The sequence below is a fragment of the Azospirillum agricola genome, assembly GCF_017876095.1.
Taxonomy (GTDB): Bacteria; Pseudomonadota; Alphaproteobacteria; order Azospirillales; family Azospirillaceae; genus Azospirillum; species Azospirillum agricola.
Genome location: NZ_JAGINM010000032.1, coordinates 18,457 through 36,238, shown reverse-complemented (window position 1 = coordinate 36,238; position 17,782 = coordinate 18,457). Strand labels below are relative to the sequence as shown.

The following is a 17,782-nucleotide window of genomic DNA, read 5'->3' as shown; positions in this document are numbered from 1 at the left end:
ACGGGCATGACGGTTCTCCTGCTCAAAAACCGGGGTTGGAGGCTCTCACGCCTTCACGCCCGATCCGACACCGGCCCGCCCGATGGCGGGGGCGGCGGTCGGATCCAGCGGCCAGCGCGGGCGCGGGGCGAAGCTCAGCGGATCGCTCTCGCCCAGCCGGAAACGCTCGATCCCGGCCCAGGCGATCATCGCGGCGTTGTCGGTGCACAGCCGCAGCGGCGGCGCCACGAAGGGCATGCCCTCCGCCACCGCCAGCGTCGACAGGCGGGCGCGCAGCGTCCTGTTCGCCGCCACCCCGCCGGCCACCACCAGGGCACCGCCCTGCGGGTGCTCCTGCTTGAAGCGGCGGATGGCGCGGGCGCAGCGGTCGGCCATCACCTCGGCCACCGTCGTCTGGAAGGCCGCCGCCAGATCGTCGCGGTCGGCGTCGGACAGCGGCGAGCCCAACTCCTCGGCGTGGCGGCGCACCGCCGTCTTCAAACCCGAGAAGGAAAAATCGCAGCCGGGGCGCCCGACCAGCGGGCGCGGCAGCTCGAAGCGTCCGGGATTCGTCGCACGCGCCGCCGCCTTCTCGACCAGCGGCCCGCCGGGATAGCCGAGCCCGAGCAGCTTGGCCGTCTTGTCGAACGCCTCGCCCACCGCGTCGTCGATGGTGGTGCCGAGCCGGCGGTAGCGCCCCACCCCCTCGACCACCAGCAATTGGCAATGGCCGCCCGACACCAGCAGCAGCAGGTAGGGAAAGGCGACGTCGTCGGTCAGCCGCGCGGTCAGCGCGTGCCCCTCCAGATGGTTGACCGCGACGAAGGGCAGGTCGCGCGCCGCCGCGATGGCCTTGGCGGTCATCACCCCGACGATCACGCCGCCGATCAGCCCCGGCCCGCCGGTGGCCGCCACCGCGTCGAGGTCGCCGAAGCCGATCCCGGCCTCGGCCATGGCGCGGCGGATCAGCCCGTCGAGATGCTCCAGATGGGCACGGGCGGCGATTTCCGGAACCACCCCGCCATAGGGCGTGTGGTCGTCCAGTTGCGACAGGACCACGTCGGCGCGGATCTCGCGCGCGTCGGTGACCACGGCGGCGGCCGTCTCGTCGCAGCTTGTCTCGATTCCAAGAACGATCATGCCCGCCAAACTAGCCGCCCCGGCCGCGCGGGTATAGGGTTTTGGGGATGGAGGCGCGCCGTCCCCCGAGCACGCGGATCTTGAACACGGATGAACACGGATGCGGGCTTCGCCCGCCCACGGATGGAGCCTGGCCGATTGCATCCGTGTTCATCCGATGAAATCCGTGTTCATCCGTGTCTCCCGTTTCCTCAAACACCCCGCGGCATCCATGAATCCCGACACGCCCGGCGACGACGCCAGCATCCTCTATTACGACGCCGACTACCCGTCGCTGGAGATCGGGCCGGCACGCGGCGAGGATGTGGCGGCGCTCGCCCGCATCGGGCTGCTGGGCGACGTCGCCTTCTACACCGAACAGGCCGTGGCGAGTGGCGGTCCGGTGCTGGAGATCGGCTGCGGCACCGGGCGCCTGACCATCCCGCTGGCCCGCGCCGGAGTCGAGGTCCGGGCGGTCGACGTCTCCGAGGCCATGCTCGCCCGGCTGCGCGACCGGCTGGCGCGCGAAGCCCCGGAGGTCCGGGCGCGTGTCCATGTGGTGCGGCAAAACGCCTCGACGCTCGACCTGCCGGGCTGCGCGGCAAAGCTGGCGATCCTGCCCTTCAACGTGCTGATGCTGATCCCCGACGCGGAGGAGACGCGCCATGCCCTGCGCGCCGCCGCCCGCCATCTCGCCCCCGGCGGGCTCTTCGCGCTGGACGTCATGAACCCGGCCACCCTGCCCTGGCAGGCCGATCCCGCCCCCGTCCCCTCCAGGCCACGGCGCAACCCCTTGACCGGCAACCCCTATGTCCGCCACGCCCAGGCGTCGGCGGTGGACGCGCGCGGGGTCCAGCGCATCGCCGGCTGGTACGACGAGCTGCTGCCGGACGGTGCCATCCGTTCGGCCCGCTTCGCCTTCGACTGGCGGATGATCGACCGCGCGGCACTCGCCGCCCTGCTCGACGGCGCCGGCCTCGCCATCGAGCGGCTGGCCGGCGATTTCGACGGCGCCCCCTGGAGCGAGGACAGCCGACGCATCGTCGTCACCGGCCGGCGCAAGCCCGACGCCCCGGCGGCGGTCCCCGGCGACGCTTTGCAAAGCGGCCCGGATGGCCTAGAACTCGGGGCATGACGACCCTTCCGCTCCGCATCGGCACGCGCGGCAGCCCGTTGGCGCTGGCGCAGGCCCATGAGACGCGCGATCGCCTGATCGCCGCCCATCCCCATCTCGCCGCCCCCGGCGCCATCGAGATCGTCGTCCTCAAGACCACCGGCGACCGCATCCTCGACCGCACGCTGGCCGAGGCCGGCGGCAAGGGCCTGTTCACCAAGGAGCTGGAGGAGGCGCTGTTCGACGGCCGCGCCGACCTCGCCGTCCATTCGATGAAGGACGTGCCGACCCAGCTCCCCGACGGGCTGGAGATCGCCAGCTTCCTGCCGCGCGAGGATCCGCGCGACGCCTTCTTCTCGCGCTCGGGAGGCGGTCTGGCCGACCTGCCCGCCGGCGCGGTCGTCGGCACCGCCGGGCTGCGCCGCCAGGCCCAGGTCCTGGAACTGCGCCCCGACCTGACGATCTTCCCGCTGCGCGGCAACGTGCAGACCCGCCTGTCGAAGCTCGACGCCGGGGAGGTGGACGCCACCCTGCTGGCGCTGGCCGGCCTGCGCCGCCTCGGCCTGACCGGGCGGATCACCGCCGTGCTGGAGCCGGAAACCATGCTGCCGGCGGTCGCCCAGGGCGCCATCGGCATCGAGATCCGCTCGGCCGACGACGCCACCCGCGCCCTGATCGCCCCGCTGAACTGCCCGGAGACGGCGACCCGCGTCACCGCCGAGCGCTCCCTGCTGGCGGCGCTGGACGGCTCCTGCCGCACGCCGATCGCGGCGCTGGCCCTGCTCGACGGCGATGCCCTGCACCTGCGGGTCAAGGTGCTGTCGAACGACGGCCAGCGCGTCTTCCGCGCCGAGCGCCGGGGCAGCGCGGCCGAGGCCGCGGCGCTCGGCGCCGACGCCGGGGCCGAGATCAAGGCCCAGCTTCCGCCGGACTTTTTCACCCCGTGAAAAACGCCCCCGAAATCCGGCGGCCGCGCCTTCTCGTGACCCGCCCGATGGAGGATGCTGAGCCGCTCGTCCGCCGGCTCGACGGGCTGGGCTTCGCCTGCTCGGTGGAGCCCATGCTGTCGCTCGTCTGGCTCGACGGGCCGGATCCCGACCTCGCGGACGTACAAGCGCTGCTGTTCACCAGCGCGAACGGCGTACGCGCCTACACCAGACGTACGACGCGACGCGACCGTCCGGTCTACGCCGTCGGCGACGCGACCGCCGCCGCCGCCCGCGCCGCCGGATTCGCCACCGTAGAAAGCGCCTCGGGCGATGTGTACGCGCTGGCCGGGCTGGTGCGCGCGCGGCTCGATCCGAAGCACGGCACGCTGCTGCACGTCGCGGGCAGCAAGGTCGCCGGCGACCTCGCCGGGCTGCTTGGCGGGGCCGGTTTCACGCTGCACCGCAGCGTGCTGTACGACGCCGTGCCGGCCGATCGGCTGTCGGAGGGGACTGCGGCGATTTTCCGTACGTCCGACCTGGACGGCGTGCTGTTTTTCTCTCCCCGTACCGCGCTGTCCTTTGTTAGGTTGCTGGCCGAGGCCGGACTGGTCGACCAGTGTCGTACGGTCGATGCGTTCTGCCTCAGCCCCGCGGTCGCGGAGGCTGCCCGTGCGTACGGCGACCAGGGAGTGACGCCGTGGCGAAGCGTACGGGTGGCGTCGCGGCCGGAGCAGGACGCCTTGCTGGACCTGTTGCCGCCCGCGCGCGGCTGAGGGAGGCCGGGGGAGCCGCTTTGGGGGTTGTGGCGTTAAGACGAACAACAGCGAACCGAAGGTACACCCCATGACCTCTCGTCCAGGCTCGGACCGTCCGACCCCCGAACAGGACGGCGACGCGAACGCCGCGTCATCCGGAACCCCGACCAGCGCCGCCCCCAACGCCGGCCCCTCCAACGCCGGCTCCAGCGCGGTCGACCGCATCGTCGAGCGTTTCGGCGGCATCCGCCCGATGGCCCACAAGGTGGACATCCCCGTCACCACGGTTCAGGGCTGGAAGAAGCGCGGCGCGATCCCGCTGGCCCGCCACGCCGATCTGCGCGCCGCCGCCGCCAAGCACCGGATCAAGCTGAGCGACGCCGACCTGGACGCCGCCACCCCCAGCGAGGACCGCACGGCCGCCGAGGGCGCCATCCCGGCCACGGGTCCGACCGCATCCCCGGCGGACGCGATCATCGTGCCGCCCGCTCCCACCGCGACAGGCGACGACACGCTGCCCGGCGCGACCACCGCGCCGGAGACCGCCCCCGACGTCGCCGTCCCCCCGGCCCAGCCGGCCGACACCATTCCGGCGGCCGGCGTCGACACCCCGATCGCGGGCGAGGCGGCCACCGACAGCCTGAAGGCGGACGAGGCGAAGGCAGACACCCCGGCCGACCCGGCCGTCGCCCCGGCCATCGGCCCGATCGTCGAGCCGATCACCCCGACGCTGGACCCGGATGCCCCCAAGCTGGACGGCGCCAAGCTGGACGGCGCCAAGACGGATGAGGCGAAGCCGGACATCCCGAAGGCCACCAGCTACACGAAGCCCGAAGACGTCGGGCCGCCGCGCATCGCGACGGCAACCCCGGCCCCCTCCGCCTACCTGGACGAGCCGCGCTCCGGCGGCGGATTCGCGACCGCGCTGTCCATCGTCGCCCTGCTGGTCGGCGCCGCCGCGCTGGCCGAGCCCTGGTGGGGTCCGCGCCTGCCCGGCTGGCCGGCCACCACCGCCGCCCCGGCCACCCCGGCGGCCGTCGCTCCTCCCGCCGACCCCGCCCTGCGCGCCCAGGTCCAGCAGCTCGCCGACCGCCTCGGCAAGCTGGAGCAGCGCCCGGCCGCCCCGGCCGGCGACGGGGCCGCCACGGCGGCCCCCGCCGACACTTCCGGGTTGGAGGCGACGCTCCGCCAGCTCGCCGAGCGCATCGACGGGCTTGAGAAGCGCCCCGCCGCCGCTCCGGCCGAGCCGGCCCAGCCCGACCCGCGTGTCGGCCAGCTCACCGAGCGGTTCGGCGCCATCGAGCAGCGCCTCACCGCCGTCGCCGGCAGCACCCAGGCCGCCCAGGACCTGCGCCGCGACCTCGACGCCGTGAAGCAGCAGATCGCCACCGTCAACCAGACGGTCGAGTCCCGCCGCGACGCCGCCACCGCCGCCCAGGCGCTGGTGCTCGCCGCCGGGCAGCTCCGCTCCTCGCTCGCCGCCGGCCAGCCCTTCCAGCAGGATCTCCAGGGCGTCCGCGCGCTGGGCATCGCCGACGCCGGGGTGACGCAGCCGCTCGACACGGTGGCCCCCTTCGCCGCCAAGGGCATCCCGACCCAGGCGCAGCTCACCGACCGCTTCCGTCCGCTGGCCAGCGAGATCGTCCGCGCCGCCGAGCGCGGCGACGGCGCGACCTGGATCGATCAGGTCACCGGCAAGCTGGCGACGCTGGTCACCGTCCGCCGCCAGGGCGGCGGCGTGGTCGGCACCAGCCCCGACGCCATCGTCGCCCGCGCCGAGGCCGCGGTGAACGAGAACAACCTCGCCAAGGCGGTCGAGGAGCTGTCGACGCTCCAGGGCGCCGGGGCCGCCACCGCCGCGCCCTGGCTGGCCGACGCCAAGGCCCGCCTCGCCGCCGACCAGGCCGGGCGCCAGCTCACCGAGCGCGCCATCGCCCTGCTCAACACGGCAGCGGGTGGTGCGGCCGGCGGGAAGGGAGCGGCCCAATGATCCGCGCCCTCTGGTTCATCCTCAAGCTGGCGGTCGTCATCGCGATCGCCATCTGGCTGATCGAACGGCCCGGCACCGTCAGCGTCAACTGGCTGGGCTACGCCATCGAGACCTCCTTCACCGTCGCCCTGCTGATCGGGCTGGCGGCGCTGGGGATCGCGGCCCTCGGCTACCGGCTGATCCGCGCCATCCTGCGCACGCCGGGCCGCGTCCGCCGCCACAGCCGCGCCCGCAAGCGGGAACGCGGCTACCGCGCCCTGACCCAGGGCATGGTGGCGGTGGCGGCCGGCGACGCGCCGACCGCGCGCAAGATGGCGCGCAAGGCCGACGGGCTGCTGAACGAGCCGCCGCTGACCATGCTGCTGTCGGCCCAGGCCGCCCAGCTCCAGGGCGACGAGCGCGCCGCCAAGGAGTATTTCACGGCGATGCTCGACCGGCCGGAGACGGCCTTCCTCGGCCTGCGCGGCCTGCTGACCCAGGCGATCAAGGCGGGCGACCGGGTCGAGGCGCTGCAACTGGCCCGCAAGGCCCGCGCCTTGCAGCCCAACACCCCCTGGCTGCTCGGCACGCTCTACGACCTTGAGGCCCGCTCGGGCGACTGGGCGGCGGCGGAAGGCACGTTGCAGCAGGCGATCCAGGCCGGCGCCATCCCGACCGAGGACGGCCGCCGCCACCGCACCGTCCTGCTGCTGGAGCGCAGCTTCGAGTCGGAGCGGCGCGGCCGCAGCGACTCCGCCCTGTCGCACGCGCAGTCGGCGCACGACCTGATGCCCGGCTTCGTCCCGGCCGCCGCCCGTCTGGCCCGCCTCCAGGTTGCCGCCGGCAAGCCGAAGGCCGCCGCCAAGGTGGTGGAGCGGACGTGGCGCCTGTCGCCGCACCCCGATCTGGCCGACGCCTACCGCGAGGTGCTGAACGGCTACGACCCGCTGACCCGCGTCAAGCTGTTCGAGAAGCTGCTGAACCAGGCGCCCAAGCACGTCGAGTCGCACATCGCGCTCGCCCGCATCGCGCTGGAGGCCCAGCTCTGGGGCGAGGCGCGCGACCATCTGAACCGCGCGCTGGCGATCGAGCCGTCGCGCCGGCTCTACCGCCTGTTCGCCGAGCTGGAGCGCAGCGAGCGACAGGACGAGGCGGCCGCCCGCGACTGGATGGCCAAGGCCGCCGCCGCCCCCGCCGACCCGGCCTGGACCTGCGATCCCTGCAACGCCGTCAGCCACGCCTGGGGCGGGCTGTGCGGCCATTGCGGGGCGTTCGACAGCCTGGACTGGAAGGCCCCGACCCTGGCGCCCTCGCTGATGGAGCCGGGCGACGCGCCGGTGGCCCTGGCGAAGCCGTCGGCGGCGTGAAGCCTACCCCCCTCCCCCGCACGGCGGGGGAGGGTTTGGGAGTGGGGGCCCGAGTTGCCCGAGCCCGACTTGCCGGAGTTGGTGCCCGTGGTCAGCGGATGCCGCCCCGAGCGCCGCCATTCCGGCACGAGGGGGTTCCGCGCGGGCTGCCCCTGCCTTCCTGGAAAAAGCGCAAACCCGACCCCGAGAGCCACCGACCATGACGACGCCCCCCCAATCCCGGCCGCGCCCCCTGCCCCAGAAGATCATCGGCATCCTCGGCGGCATGAGCGACCAGGCGACCGCCGAATATTACCGCCTGCTGAACGAGGGGCTGAACGCCCGCTACGGCGGCTGGGACAACGGCGAGATCGTCATCGTCAGCGTCAATTTCGGCAACATCCAGCATTTCGTCCGCCAGGGCGAGTGGGAGAGCGCGGAGCGCTACCTCTCCGGCAAGGTCGACGCGCTGGAGCGCGCCGGCGCCGACGTGATCCTGTGCATGTCGAACACCATGCACCGCGTGGTCGAGCCGATCATGGCGGCGCGCTCCACCCCCTTCATCCACATCGCCGACCCGACCGGCGAGGCGATCCGCGCCGCCGGCCTGACCCAGGTCGCCCTGCTCGGCACGCTGGCGACCATGCGGTCGGAGACGCTGCGCCGGCGCTTCCAGGACCGCTTCGGCATCACCCTGCTGACCCCGGACGAGGCGGACCAGACCACCGTCGACCGCATCATCTTCGACGAGCTGGTCCGCCGCGACCTGCGCCCGGAGTCGAAGGCGGAGTATCTGCGGATCGTCGACGGCCTGCGCGGACAGGGCGCCCAGGGCGTCATCCTCGGCTGCACCGAGATCTTCCTGCTGATCGGCCAGGACGACCGGCCGGATTTCCCGGTCTTCGACACCACCGGCCTGCACGTCGCCGCCGCCGTGGCCTTCGCCACCGAGGAGACGGGCGCCGAGGCCTGACCGGCCCCCCGCCTTCCGCCACGCTTCTGCATGACAGGGTTATCGGATCGGCGGTGGTCAACGCGGCGGACGGCCTCACATTCGGTTGATTCCCGTCGCCACCGCCGGTCGCCCATGTCCCGCGCCATGCCCCGCGTCGTTCCGCTCATCATCGCCTGCGCCCTGTTCATGGAGAATCTGGACGCGACGGTGGTCGCCACCGCCCTGCCGAGCATCGCCCGCTCGCTGGGCGAGGATCCGCTGCGGCTCAGCCTCGCCATGACCTCCTACATGCTGGCGCTGGCGGTGTTCCTGCCGGTCAGCGGATGGATGGCGGACCGTTTCGGCGCGCGCACGGTCTTCGCCTCGGCCATCGCGGTCTTCACCGCCGGGTCGCTGTTCTGCGGCATGGCCAACGGCCTGGCCGAGCTGGTCGCCGCCCGCATCGTCCAGGGCATCGGCGGTTCGATGATGGTGCCGGTCGGCCGGCTGATCCTGCTGCGCACCGTGCCCAAGGACCAGCTCGTCACCGCGATGGCGCGGATGACCCTGCCGGCGCTGATCGGCCCGGCGCTGGGGCCGCTGGTCGGCGGGGCGATCACCACCTACGTGTCCTGGCGCTGGATCTTCGTCATCAATTTGCCGATCGGTCTGATCGGCATCGCGCTGGTGCTGAAGCTGATCCCCAACCTGAAGGACGAGCAGCGCGACCCCTTCGACGGCACCGGCTTCCTGCTGAGCGCCCTGGCGCTCGCCGCCTTCATGTTCGGCTTCGAGAATGTCGGGCGCGACCTGCTGCCGCCCGTGGCCGTCGCCGCGCTGCTGGCGGCGGCGCTGGTGATGAGCCTGCTGTATCTGCGCCACGCCCGGCGGGTGGCGCGTCCGGTGCTCGACCCGTCCCTGTTCCGGCTGCCGACCTACCGGGCCTCGGTCGCCGGCGGCACGCTGTTCCGCATCGGCATCGGCGCCGTGCCCTTCCTGATGCCGGTGATGCTCCAGATCGGTTTCGGGCTGTCCGCCTTCGAATCCGGCGCCCTGACCTTCGCCGGGGCCGCCGGGGCCCTGACCATGAAGGCGCTGGCCGGTCCCATCCTGCGCCGCGCCGGCTTCCGCCGCGTGCTGCTGGTCAACGCGCTGGTCAGCGGCGCGGTGCTGGCCGGCTACGGCGCCTTCCGGCCCGACACGCCGCACGCGCTGATCCTGGGGGCTCTGCTGCTCGGCGGCTTCTTCCGCTCGCTGCAATTCACCGGGCTGAACAGCCTCGCCTACGCCGAGGTGCCGCAGGCGATGACCAGCCGCGCCAACACGCTGGCCAACGTCATGCAGCAGCTCTCGCTGAGCCTGGGCGTCGCGGTCGGGGCCACCGCCCTCCACCTGACCACGCAATGGACCGGCGCCGCGCTGACCGCGTCCGATTTCGCGCCCGCCTTTCTGACGGTCGGGCTGATGGCCTGCGCGTCGGGCCTGTTCTTCCTGCGGCTGCCGGCCGATGCGGGCGCCGAGATCAGCGGCCACCGCCTCCGCCAGGACGGCGCCGCCCGCGCGCCGCTGAGCGACGCGGCGGATTGAAGCGGTGTTTCCGGGCGGAGGCAGCGGCGACGCGCAGTCGGCGGCGGCGATCCAACCCCTGGGCAATCCACCGGCCGCTGATCGTTCGGATGAGAATAACTCCGGCGATCATGATTAATTTTCGTGCGAACCGCCTGCGACAGAGCGTGCGTTCGGGGCGCGTTCCCGTTATAAAGATGCATGGCGGCTATGCGCCGCCTTCAAGAATGATGGGAGGCTCTCCGCCACCGCGCGCGAGGGCGGGACAGTATGATGGATTGGGACAAGCTTCGGGTTTTCCACGCGGTGGCCGAAGCCGGCAGCTTCACGCACGCCGGCGAAACCCTGAACCTCAGCCAGTCGGCCGTCAGCCGGCAGATCAGCGCCCTTGAGGAAAGTCTGGGCGTTCCTCTGTTCCACCGGCATGCCCGCGGCCTGATCCTCACCGAGCAGGGCGAGCTGCTTCACCGCACCGCCCGCGACGTCTTCGCCAAGCTGTCGATGACCGAGGCGATGCTGACCGAAAGCCGGGAGCATCCCAAGGGGCCGTTGCGCGTCACGACGACGGTCGCCTTCGGTTCGACCTGGCTGACGCCGCGCATCAACGAGTTCATGTCGATCTACCCCGACATCCAGCTGACCCTGCTGATCGACGACGACGAGCTGGATCTGGCGATGCGCGAGGCGGACATCGCCATCCGCATGAACACGCCGCGCCAGCCGGACCTGATCCAGCGCCACCTGATGTCGATCCGCTTCCACCTCTACGCCAGCCAGGGCTACGTGAAGAAGCGGGGAGCGCCGAAGACGGCGAACGACCTCGACAGCCACGACCTCATCACCTACCCGCCCGACGTGCGGGCACCGATTCCCAACGTGAACTGGATCATGGACGTGGGCGAGCCCTCGCCCAACCGCCGCGCGATCCTCCAGGTGAACAGCGTCTACGCCATCTACCGCGCGGTGGAGAGCGGTCTCGGCGTCGCCGCCCTGCCCGATTTCCTGGTGGACGGCCACGCCAAGGATCTGGTCCGGGTTCTGCCCGACATCGACGGTCCGAAGGTGGACGCCTATTTCGTCTACGCCGAGGAACTGCGCCATTCCAAGCGCATCGCGGTGTTCCGTGACTTCCTGGTCAAAAAAGTGGCAGAGACCCCCTTCTAAGGCGCCCGCCCGCTTTTTGATCGTTTGATCCTCTTTGCAACAGCATTGCCGAAATCGTCCAGGTTTCTTTCCTTTCAAAGGGAGCCTGGACGATTTCGGCATTTTTATTAGCGATTCCAGCGCGGTCGAAGCCATGCAAGACACGCATGGTAGATTTATTTTATTGTGCCTGGAAACTTGGCACCAGAATGGTCAAATTTTGACCGTTGGATGTTGCGACGCAGCATTCGATGTTTCGTCCCGGGGGCATTCCCTCCGGGGTTGGGTCTCCGGACCCAGCGTCTCCCAGACGTGAAGCCTCCCTGTTCAACTCGCCGCTAATCCAACGGGTTAGCGGCGGTTTTTTTTGGGCAGGCGATGGGCTCAGCCTCCCCGCGCAGGGTCTTGGACAATGGGCGGCGCATCGGCCCGCGCCATCGGCCCACGCGATCGGCTTCGACCGGCCGCTTTGACCGGCCCCTTCCTGTCGGCTACGCTCGGACAACGGGACGAAGAGGCGGGGAACCGGGTGGCAATCCGGGTGGGAAGCATGGCCGATCTGATCGAGGCTTTGTGGGATCTGCTGATCGAGAACCGCTTCATCCGCTGGTTCTTCATCGGCCTGCTGACCGGGTTGGTGCTGGTCGGCTGGATGGTCTGGTCCGGCAGCGAGATGGACGCCGCGGACGCGTTGTCGGGGATCCTCGCCAGTGGCGTCCTCGTGCTCGGACTGCGCGTTCTTCTGTGGATCGCTTACGGATAGCGGCGGGAAACAAAACCGTCTCCGTGCCGTTGACCAAAGCGATTGCCGAAGAGGCCGCCCCGTGCGCAGAAACACAAAACCCGACCACCGCACCGCCGGCGGGCTTGGCGCCCTCCTGGCGGCCGTCCTGTTGACCGGTTCCTGCGCCAACCCGCAGGCGGAACTGGCGCTGCGCGCGCCCACCGCCATGATCGGCATGAGCAAAGGCGATCTTCTGGCCTGCGCCGGCGTGCCGGACCGCTCGATCGCGAACGGAGACACCGAGCAGCTGACCTATCTGCGGCAGCAGACGCTGGTCGACCGCGATGTCGACTGGGAGCCCGATCCCTGGCTCGGGTCGGCCGGGGTGGGGCTCTGGCGCCCCGACGTGACCAGCTTCGTCCGCACCTACCGCTGCGAGGCCAGCATCACGCTTCGCCAGGGGCGGATCGCCGAGATGCGCTACAACCAGGACCGCGATCCCACGCTCTGCTACCCGATCGTCGGCAACTGCGTCCGTTAGCCCGCCCTGTCCCAAAACGGCCGCCGCCGCGCGTCCCGGCAGGAGGACGCGCGGCGGCTTGGTGCTTCGGCCGCTGGTGCTCAGCGCGACCGCGCGATCCCCGGCCACAGGCGCAGCAGCAGCGCCGCCAGCGCCGCCACGGTGGCCACCGCGACCACGCCGCCCCAGCCCCAGGCCGCCAGCGCCTGGCTGCCCAGCGTCGCGCCGGCCGCCATGCCGATGAACATGCCCACCATCAGCACGGCGTTCAGGCGGCTGCGCGCGGCCGGGTCGATGCCATAGACGATCGTCTGGTGCGCGATCAGCGAGGCCTGGATGCCGAGGTCGAAGCCGATGGCGCTGCCGACGATCAGCCACAGCTGGCCCGAGGCCGGCATCCAGGGCGCCAGCGCCATCGCCGCGAAGGACAGGGCGGCCAGCCCGGCGCCCAGGCGGGTGATCAGCTCCGGCCCCCGGCGGTCGGCGATGCGGCCGGCGACCGGCGCCGCCAGGGCGCCCGCCGCCCCCGCCAGACCGAAGGCGCCGGCCGCCGCCGCCCCGAGATGGAAGGGCTCGCCATGCAGCATGACCGCCAGGGTCGACCAGAAGGCGCTGAAACCCAGCGACAGCAGCCCCTGGGCGATCGCGGCGCGGCGCAGGGCGGGATGACGCCCCCACAGCGTGACCAGCGACCCCAGCAGAGCTCCGTAGCTCAGCGCCGTCGTCGGCCGGAAGCGCGGCAGCCCGCGCCACAGCGCCGCCATCAGCAGGGCGATGCTCGCCGCCGCCGCCACGAACACGGCGCGCCAGCCGAAATTCTCGGCCACGAACCCGCTCGCCACCCGCGACAGCAGGATGCCGAGCAGCAGGCCGGTCATCACCGTGCCCACCACCTTGCCGCGATGCTCGGCCGGCGCCAGCGTCGCGGCGGCGGGAACGATGTCCTGCGCCAGCGTCGCGGAAAGCCCGAGCGCGAGGCTCGCGGCCAGCAGCACGCCGATCGACGGCGCCACCCCGGCCAGCAGCAGGGCGGCGCACAGCACCCCGGCCTTCGCCAGGATGATGCGGCGCCGGTCGTAGCGGTCGCCCAGCGGCGCCAGCAGCAGGATGCCGATCGCGTAGCCGAGCTGGGTCAGGGTCGGCACCCAGCCGACGCTGCGGTCGTCGGCCTGGATGCTGGCGCCCAGCACGCCGAGCATGGGCTGGCTGTAATAGAGCGACGCCACGGCGAGGCCGGCGCCGGCCGCCAGCAGCAGGACCAGAGGCTGGCCCAGGGACTGGTTCTGGCCGGCCTTCGCCTCTGCATGCGCCAAAGGAATGGAGGTCATGATGGAGAGCCCCGGAAGATGTGGACGAACCGGACTATGATCGCCGGCCGCCGCCATCGGTAGCCGCAAGGCGCGTAGATTTGCTATACGTCCAGCGTATGAAGATCGATCTCCTGACCACCGGCACCGACCGGCTCGCGCTGCTTGAGACCTTCGTGCGCATCGTCGAGGCCGGCAGCCTGTCGGCCGCCGCCGCGCAGATGGGCAGCACCCAGCCGACGGTGAGCCGGCGGTTGCAGATTCTGGAACGCTCGCTGGGCGTCCGCCTGCTGCAACGCTCCACCCACGCGATGAAGCTGACCGAGGACGGCGCCCGCTGCTACGAGCGCGGCAAGGAGCTGATCGCCGGCTGGCAGATCCTGGAAAGCGACGTGCGCGGCGCCAGCGACGAGCCGACCGGCCTGCTTCGGGTGGTGGCGCCGCACGCCTTCGGCCAGCAGCAGCTGGTCGGTCCGCTGGCGGAGTATCTGCGGCGCTATCCGGGGATGGCGGTGGAATGGCTGCTGCACGACCGCATGCCCGACTTCGTCGCCGAGGGGGTCGATTGCGCCATCCGGGTGGGCGACGTCCACGACCCGTCGGTCGTGGCGCTGCGGCTGGGCGAGGTGCCGCGCATCGTGGTCGCCGCCCCGTCGCTGCTGGGCGGAGCCCCGCTGCCGGAGCGGCCGGCCGAGCTGGCCGGATTGCCGTGGCTGGCGCTGAACATCTTCTACCGCGACACGGTGGAGCTGACCCACGCGGCGACCGGCGAGACCGAAAGCTTTCCCATCCGGCCGCGCCTGTCCACCGACAGCCTCCACGCGCTGCGCGGCGCCGCCGTGATGGGGCTCGGCGTCGGGATCGCGTCGGGCTGGGCGCTCGTCGAGGATCTGGCCGAGGGCCGGCTGCTGCATCTGGCGCCGCGGTGGCAGGCCCCTCCGGTGCCGGTCCATCTGGTCTACCCGCCGACCCGCTTCCAGCCGGCGCGGTTGCGACGCTTCATCGAGATCATGCGCGCCACGGTCCCGCAAGCCGTGGGCCGGATGCCGGTCTGAAACGGAGGGCTCCGTCCCCCTCCGTCCGGGCGGATTCATCCGGACAGCTCATCTGGACAGCTCATCTGGACAGGGGATTGTTGCCCGGATTTAGTTCCGGACGGCATCACGCCCACCATGGGGAAGACGATGAACCAGAGCCTGGAACATGTTCTCGACAAGGCGCATGAGAAGAAGTCGTTGAAGGAACTGGCCGAACTGTCGCCGGCCGCCTTGCAGGGAGTGTCCGACAAGGACGCCGAGGCGCTGAAGGCCGCCTTCGGCATCAAGACGATCCGCGACCTCGCGACCAACAAGTTCGTCCTGTGGGCACAGGCGATCAACACCCTGGCCACGGCCGAGAAGTGATCGGGCGGGCTGCCGCGGCGCCCGCTGCGGCAGCTTCCCGACGACGGGCTCACCCTCCGCCCGCCCATCCGCCCGTGACCATTGCGTGTCCGCGCCGAAAGGGGCATCCCTACCCCGTCTTGCACAAGGTCTCGGCAAGAGTTCGTTAACCACAATCGCCCACCCTGACCCCAGTTTCCGGTCTTTCTTGCGACGAGGGTGGCGATGACCTGCATTGTGGGCTTGGTGGACGGCGATCGGGTGTGGATGGGCGGCGACAGCGCCGGGGTGAACGGGCTGGACATCACGGTCCGCGCCGACACCAAGGTCTTCCGCAACGGCGATTGCCTGATCGGCTTCACCAGTTCCTTCCGCATGGGCCAGCTCCTGCATTACCGGCTGGAGCCGCCGCCGCGCGAGCCCGACGCCGACCTGTTCCGCTACATGGTGGTGGATTTCGTCGACGCCGTGCGCGGCTGCCTGAAGGACGGCGGCTACGCCCACCGCTCCAACGAGGTCGAGACCGGCGGCACCTTCATGGTCGGCTGCGAGGGCCGGCTGTTCACCGTGCAGTCCGACTATCAGGTCGGCGAGGCGGTGCGCGGCTATCACGCCATCGGCTGCGGCTCCGACTACGCGCTGGGCTCGCTCGCCTCGACGGCCGGGCTGGCGCCCGAGGAGCGACTGCTGAAGGCGCTGGAATGCGCCGAGCTGTTCAACGGCGGCGTCCGCGCCCCCTTCACCATCCAATCGGCGGTCCGGCGTCCACATCTGGCCCTGACCGAAGCGGCATAATCCACGCCGCATCCGCCGAAGGTCGCAAGGACCGGCGGCGGGCATGGACTGGCCTTTCAAGGAAATGTGGGGTATGCAACCCGCATCCCGCCGCAGAGCGGGAACAGGGAATAACCACAATTTCTTTGGGTGTAGAGATGACGGACCAAGCTGTCTGTGCCGATGCTTATCTTGGTGAGGACGAGAACCCCGCCGACTTGCTGAACAACTGGGGGAATTCCCCGTATTTCGTGTTTCCGGCGATGATCCTCGTCCTGATCATGCCGCTGGCGATTCTCTTCCACCCGACTTGGATCGTGCTGCCGGCCGTGCTCGGGGCCTTCACCATGCTGGGGATCATCATCCGCCTGACGCGGGGATGAACCCGCCGCCGTGCGAAGGGGCGCGCCCCCTTCGCACCGACGCGGATCAGGCGAGGTCGGTGAAGCCGCTGGTGATCGGATGGCGCCGCTCGCGGTTCAGAGGGCGGCGCGCGATCCTCGGACCCGGCGGGCCCTGGCGGCGCTTGCGCTCCGCCGCGTGCAGCATCCGCCACACCCGCGCCACCAGTTCCGCGTCGTGGCCGCGTCCGGCCAAATCCGCCAGCCCCAGATCCCGCTCGACCAGCCCTTCCAGCAGATCGTCCAACAACTCGTAGGGCGGCAGCGCGTCCCGGTCGGTCTGGCCGGGCCCGAGCTCCCCCGCCGACGCCTTGGCCAGCACCCGTTCCGGCACCACCCGTCCGGCGGGGCCGCGCGCACCGGCCGGAACGTGGGCGTTGCGCCAGCGCGCCAGCGCGCCCGCCGTCGTCCGGTAGACGTCCTTCAGCACCGCGTAGCCGCCGCAAGGCGTCGCGCGGCCGAGCAACATCTCCGACTTGCTGCCGGTGGCCAGCACCAGCGCGCCGAACTGGTCGGACAGCGCCATCAGCGTCACGTCGCGCGCGCGGGCTTGCAGGGTCTCGGCGGCGACGCCCGGCTCGCGCCCGGCCAAGGCCGGGGCCAGCATCGAATCGAACGCCTTGACGGCCGGCGCGATGGGAATGCGGTCGAGCCGGCAACCCAGCAGTTCCGCCGTCTCGGCGGCGTCCTCCAGGCTGCCCTTCGCGGTGTGCGGCGAGGGCATCGTCACCGCATGGACCCGCTCGGCGCCCAGCGCGTCGACCGCGACGGCGGCGGTCAGCGCCGAATCCAGCCCGCCCGACAGGCCGATCAGCACGCCGGGGACATGGTTCTTGTTCACGTGATCGCGGACACCCAGCACCAGCGCCGCGTAGACGGCCTCCAGCCCCTCGGCCGGCGCGATGGTCTCGGCCTCGCGGCACGCCCAGGATTCGTCGGCCCCGCGCTCCCAGCGGGTCACCAGCAGATGCTCGGCGAAGGAAGGGGCCTGCGCCACCAGCGCGCCGTCGGCGGCCAGCGCGAAGCTGCCGCCGTCGAAGATCAGCTCGTCCTGCCCGCCCACCTGGTTGACGTAGAGCAGCGGCAGGCCGGATTCGATGACGCGATGGACGGCGATCTGGATGCGCTCGTCCTGCTTGCCGGTCTCGAAGGAACTGCCATTCGGGACGACGATCAGCTCCGCGCCGCTCTCGGCCAGCGTCTCGACCACGTCGGGCGTCCGGATGTCCTCGCACACGGGAATGCCCAGCCGCACGCCGCGCAGATTCACCGGGCCGGGCGGCGGGCCGGCCGCGAACAGGCGCGTCTCGTCGAAGACGCCGGAGCCGGACAGATCGACCTTGAAGCGGGTCGCCGCGATCACGCCCCGGTCCAGCAGCAGGACCGCGTTGTACAACCGCCCCTCCTCGCGCCACGGCGCCCCGACCAGCAGGGCCGGACCGCCGTCCACCGTCTCCCCGGCCAGCGCGCGGACCGCCGCCTCGACCCGGTCGAGGAAGAAGGGTTTCAGCACCAGATCCTCCGGCGGGTAGCCGGAAACCGACAATTCGGGAAACACCACGAGATCGGCCCCACGGGCGGCGGCCTCGGCGCGCGCGGCGCGGATGCGGTCGGTGTTGGCGTCGATGTTGCCGACGGTCGGGTTCGTCTGGGCGAGCGCGATGGACAGGCGGTCGGTCATGAGGCGAAGGTCCGGCGGATGCGTTGCGGGCGGCGGCTTTTTCCGACACCCTAACAGCCGGGAAAAGGCGGCGGAAGCCGCGCCGCGCTGCGGCGGCATCCCCCGGAGGAAGGATTGGGAACGGAGGCTCAGCGTTTCC

At 71.4% G+C, this 17,782-nt stretch carries 17 protein-coding genes; 14 read left to right on the top strand and 3 right to left on the bottom strand.

The window, feature by feature from the left end; all coding sequences use genetic code 11:
• Nucleotides 1–45 precede the first annotated feature (45 nt).
• Nucleotides 46–1,119, bottom strand: a complete 1,074-nt coding sequence (tsaD, locus tag J2847_RS30585; protein ID WP_209782505.1) for a tRNA (adenosine(37)-N6)-threonylcarbamoyltransferase complex transferase subunit TsaD — start codon at nt 1,117–1,119, stop codon at nt 46–48.
• Between the two features lie 211 nt (nt 1,120–1,330).
• Between tsaD and J2847_RS30580 the strand changes: the two genes are divergently transcribed.
• The 10 genes from J2847_RS30580 to J2847_RS30535 all read left to right on the top strand — a co-directional run bounded on the left by J2847_RS30580 (nt 1,331) and on the right by J2847_RS30535 (nt 12,119).
• Nucleotides 1,331–2,233: a class I SAM-dependent methyltransferase gene (locus J2847_RS30580; RefSeq protein WP_209782504.1), complete on the top strand. Its 903-nt coding sequence runs from the start codon at nt 1,331–1,333 to the stop codon at nt 2,231–2,233.
• Nucleotides 2,230–3,159, top strand: coding sequence for a hydroxymethylbilane synthase (gene hemC / locus J2847_RS30575; RefSeq protein WP_209782503.1), 930 nt, complete (start codon nt 2,230–2,232; stop codon nt 3,157–3,159). Before J2847_RS30580 ends, hemC begins: the two co-directional genes overlap by 4 nt.
• Nucleotides 3,156–3,914, top strand: a complete 759-nt coding sequence (locus J2847_RS30570; RefSeq protein ID WP_325169520.1) for a uroporphyrinogen-III synthase — start codon at nt 3,156–3,158, stop codon at nt 3,912–3,914. Before hemC ends, J2847_RS30570 begins: the two co-directional genes overlap by 4 nt.
• Nucleotides 3,915–3,984: 70 nt before the next feature.
• Nucleotides 3,985–5,886 (top strand): mitofilin family membrane protein, encoded by a 1,902-nt coding sequence (locus J2847_RS30565; RefSeq protein ID WP_209782502.1) that lies wholly within the window; start codon nt 3,985–3,987, stop codon nt 5,884–5,886.
• On the top strand, nt 5,883–7,232 hold the full coding sequence (locus J2847_RS30560; RefSeq protein ID WP_209782501.1) for a heme biosynthesis protein HemY: 1,350 nt from the start codon (nt 5,883–5,885) through the stop codon (nt 7,230–7,232). Before J2847_RS30565 ends, J2847_RS30560 begins: the two co-directional genes overlap by 4 nt.
• Before the next feature lie 199 nt (nt 7,233–7,431).
• A complete protein-coding gene (locus tag J2847_RS30555) occupies nt 7,432–8,184 on the top strand; it encodes an aspartate/glutamate racemase family protein (RefSeq protein WP_209782500.1) in 753 nt (250 codons plus the stop codon).
• Nucleotides 8,185–8,310: 126 nt separating this feature from the next.
• Nucleotides 8,311–9,732 (top strand): DHA2 family efflux MFS transporter permease subunit, encoded by a 1,422-nt coding sequence (locus J2847_RS30550; RefSeq protein WP_209782499.1) that lies wholly within the window; start codon nt 8,311–8,313, stop codon nt 9,730–9,732.
• A 252-nt stretch (nt 9,733–9,984) separates the two neighbouring features.
• Nucleotides 9,985–10,875 carry a LysR family transcriptional regulator gene (locus tag J2847_RS30545; RefSeq protein ID WP_209782528.1) on the top strand — a complete coding sequence of 297 codons (891 nt, stop codon included), beginning with the start codon at nt 9,985–9,987 and terminating at the stop codon, nt 10,873–10,875.
• Between the two features lie 529 nt (nt 10,876–11,404).
• Nucleotides 11,405–11,617, top strand: coding sequence for a hypothetical protein (locus J2847_RS30540; protein WP_209782498.1), 213 nt, complete (start codon nt 11,405–11,407; stop codon nt 11,615–11,617).
• Nucleotides 11,618–11,678: 61 nt separating this feature from the next.
• On the top strand, nt 11,679–12,119 hold the full coding sequence (locus J2847_RS30535; RefSeq protein ID WP_325169519.1) for a hypothetical protein: 441 nt from the start codon (nt 11,679–11,681) through the stop codon (nt 12,117–12,119).
• An 80-nt stretch (nt 12,120–12,199) separates the two neighbouring features.
• Here the strand turns inward: J2847_RS30535 and J2847_RS30530 are convergent, their stop codons facing one another.
• Nucleotides 12,200–13,426 (bottom strand): MFS transporter, encoded by a 1,227-nt coding sequence (locus J2847_RS30530; RefSeq protein WP_209782497.1) that lies wholly within the window; start codon nt 13,424–13,426, stop codon nt 12,200–12,202.
• Between the two features lie 98 nt (nt 13,427–13,524).
• Between J2847_RS30530 and J2847_RS30525 the strand changes: the two genes are divergently transcribed.
• The 4 genes from J2847_RS30525 (at nt 13,525) to J2847_RS30510 (ending at nt 15,944) form a co-directional block, all read left to right on the top strand.
• Nucleotides 13,525–14,460, top strand: a complete 936-nt coding sequence (locus J2847_RS30525; protein WP_209782496.1) for a LysR family transcriptional regulator — start codon at nt 13,525–13,527, stop codon at nt 14,458–14,460.
• 129 nt (nt 14,461–14,589) lie between these two features.
• Nucleotides 14,590–14,808 (top strand): hypothetical protein, encoded by a 219-nt coding sequence (locus J2847_RS30520; protein ID WP_085555854.1) that lies wholly within the window; start codon nt 14,590–14,592, stop codon nt 14,806–14,808.
• A gap of 204 nt (nt 14,809–15,012) precedes the next feature.
• Entirely contained in the window at nt 15,013–15,582 is a 570-nt protein-coding gene (locus J2847_RS30515) for a hypothetical protein (RefSeq protein WP_085555853.1), read from the top strand.
• Between the two features lie 137 nt (nt 15,583–15,719).
• Nucleotides 15,720–15,944: a hypothetical protein gene (locus J2847_RS30510; RefSeq protein WP_209782495.1), complete on the top strand. Its 225-nt coding sequence runs from the start codon at nt 15,720–15,722 to the stop codon at nt 15,942–15,944.
• 46 nt (nt 15,945–15,990) lie between these two features.
• Here J2847_RS30510 and J2847_RS30505 read toward each other — a convergent pair whose 3' ends face one another.
• The gene (locus tag J2847_RS30505; protein ID WP_209782494.1) at nt 15,991–17,643 is read right to left on the bottom strand and encodes an NAD+ synthase; all 1,653 of its coding nucleotides are present in this window, start codon (nt 17,641–17,643) and stop codon (nt 15,991–15,993) included.
• Nucleotides 17,644–17,782 lie beyond the last annotated feature (139 nt).

Coding starts and splice junctions, on each gene's coding strand:
- tsaD (WP_209782505.1), bottom strand. CDS start 1,119: ATGATCGTTCTTGGAATCGAGACAAGCTGCGACGAGACGGCCGCCGCC.
- J2847_RS30580 (WP_209782504.1), top strand. CDS start 1,331: ATGAATCCCGACACGCCCGGCGACGACGCCAGCATCCTCTATTACGAC.
- hemC (WP_209782503.1), top strand. CDS start 2,230: ATGACGACCCTTCCGCTCCGCATCGGCACGCGCGGCAGCCCGTTGGCG.
- J2847_RS30565 (WP_209782502.1), top strand. CDS start 3,985: ATGACCTCTCGTCCAGGCTCGGACCGTCCGACCCCCGAACAGGACGGC.
- J2847_RS30560 (WP_209782501.1), top strand. CDS start 5,883: ATGATCCGCGCCCTCTGGTTCATCCTCAAGCTGGCGGTCGTCATCGCG.
- J2847_RS30555 (WP_209782500.1), top strand. CDS start 7,432: ATGACGACGCCCCCCCAATCCCGGCCGCGCCCCCTGCCCCAGAAGATC.
- J2847_RS30550 (WP_209782499.1), top strand. CDS start 8,311: ATGCCCCGCGTCGTTCCGCTCATCATCGCCTGCGCCCTGTTCATGGAG.
- J2847_RS30545 (WP_209782528.1), top strand. CDS start 9,985: ATGGATTGGGACAAGCTTCGGGTTTTCCACGCGGTGGCCGAAGCCGGC.
- J2847_RS30540 (WP_209782498.1), top strand. CDS start 11,405: ATGGCCGATCTGATCGAGGCTTTGTGGGATCTGCTGATCGAGAACCGC.
- J2847_RS30530 (WP_209782497.1), bottom strand. CDS start 13,426: ATGACCTCCATTCCTTTGGCGCATGCAGAGGCGAAGGCCGGCCAGAAC.
- J2847_RS30525 (WP_209782496.1), top strand. CDS start 13,525: ATGAAGATCGATCTCCTGACCACCGGCACCGACCGGCTCGCGCTGCTT.
- J2847_RS30520 (WP_085555854.1), top strand. CDS start 14,590: ATGAACCAGAGCCTGGAACATGTTCTCGACAAGGCGCATGAGAAGAAG.
- J2847_RS30515 (WP_085555853.1), top strand. CDS start 15,013: ATGACCTGCATTGTGGGCTTGGTGGACGGCGATCGGGTGTGGATGGGC.
- J2847_RS30510 (WP_209782495.1), top strand. CDS start 15,720: ATGACGGACCAAGCTGTCTGTGCCGATGCTTATCTTGGTGAGGACGAG.
- J2847_RS30505 (WP_209782494.1), bottom strand. CDS start 17,643: ATGACCGACCGCCTGTCCATCGCGCTCGCCCAGACGAACCCGACCGTC.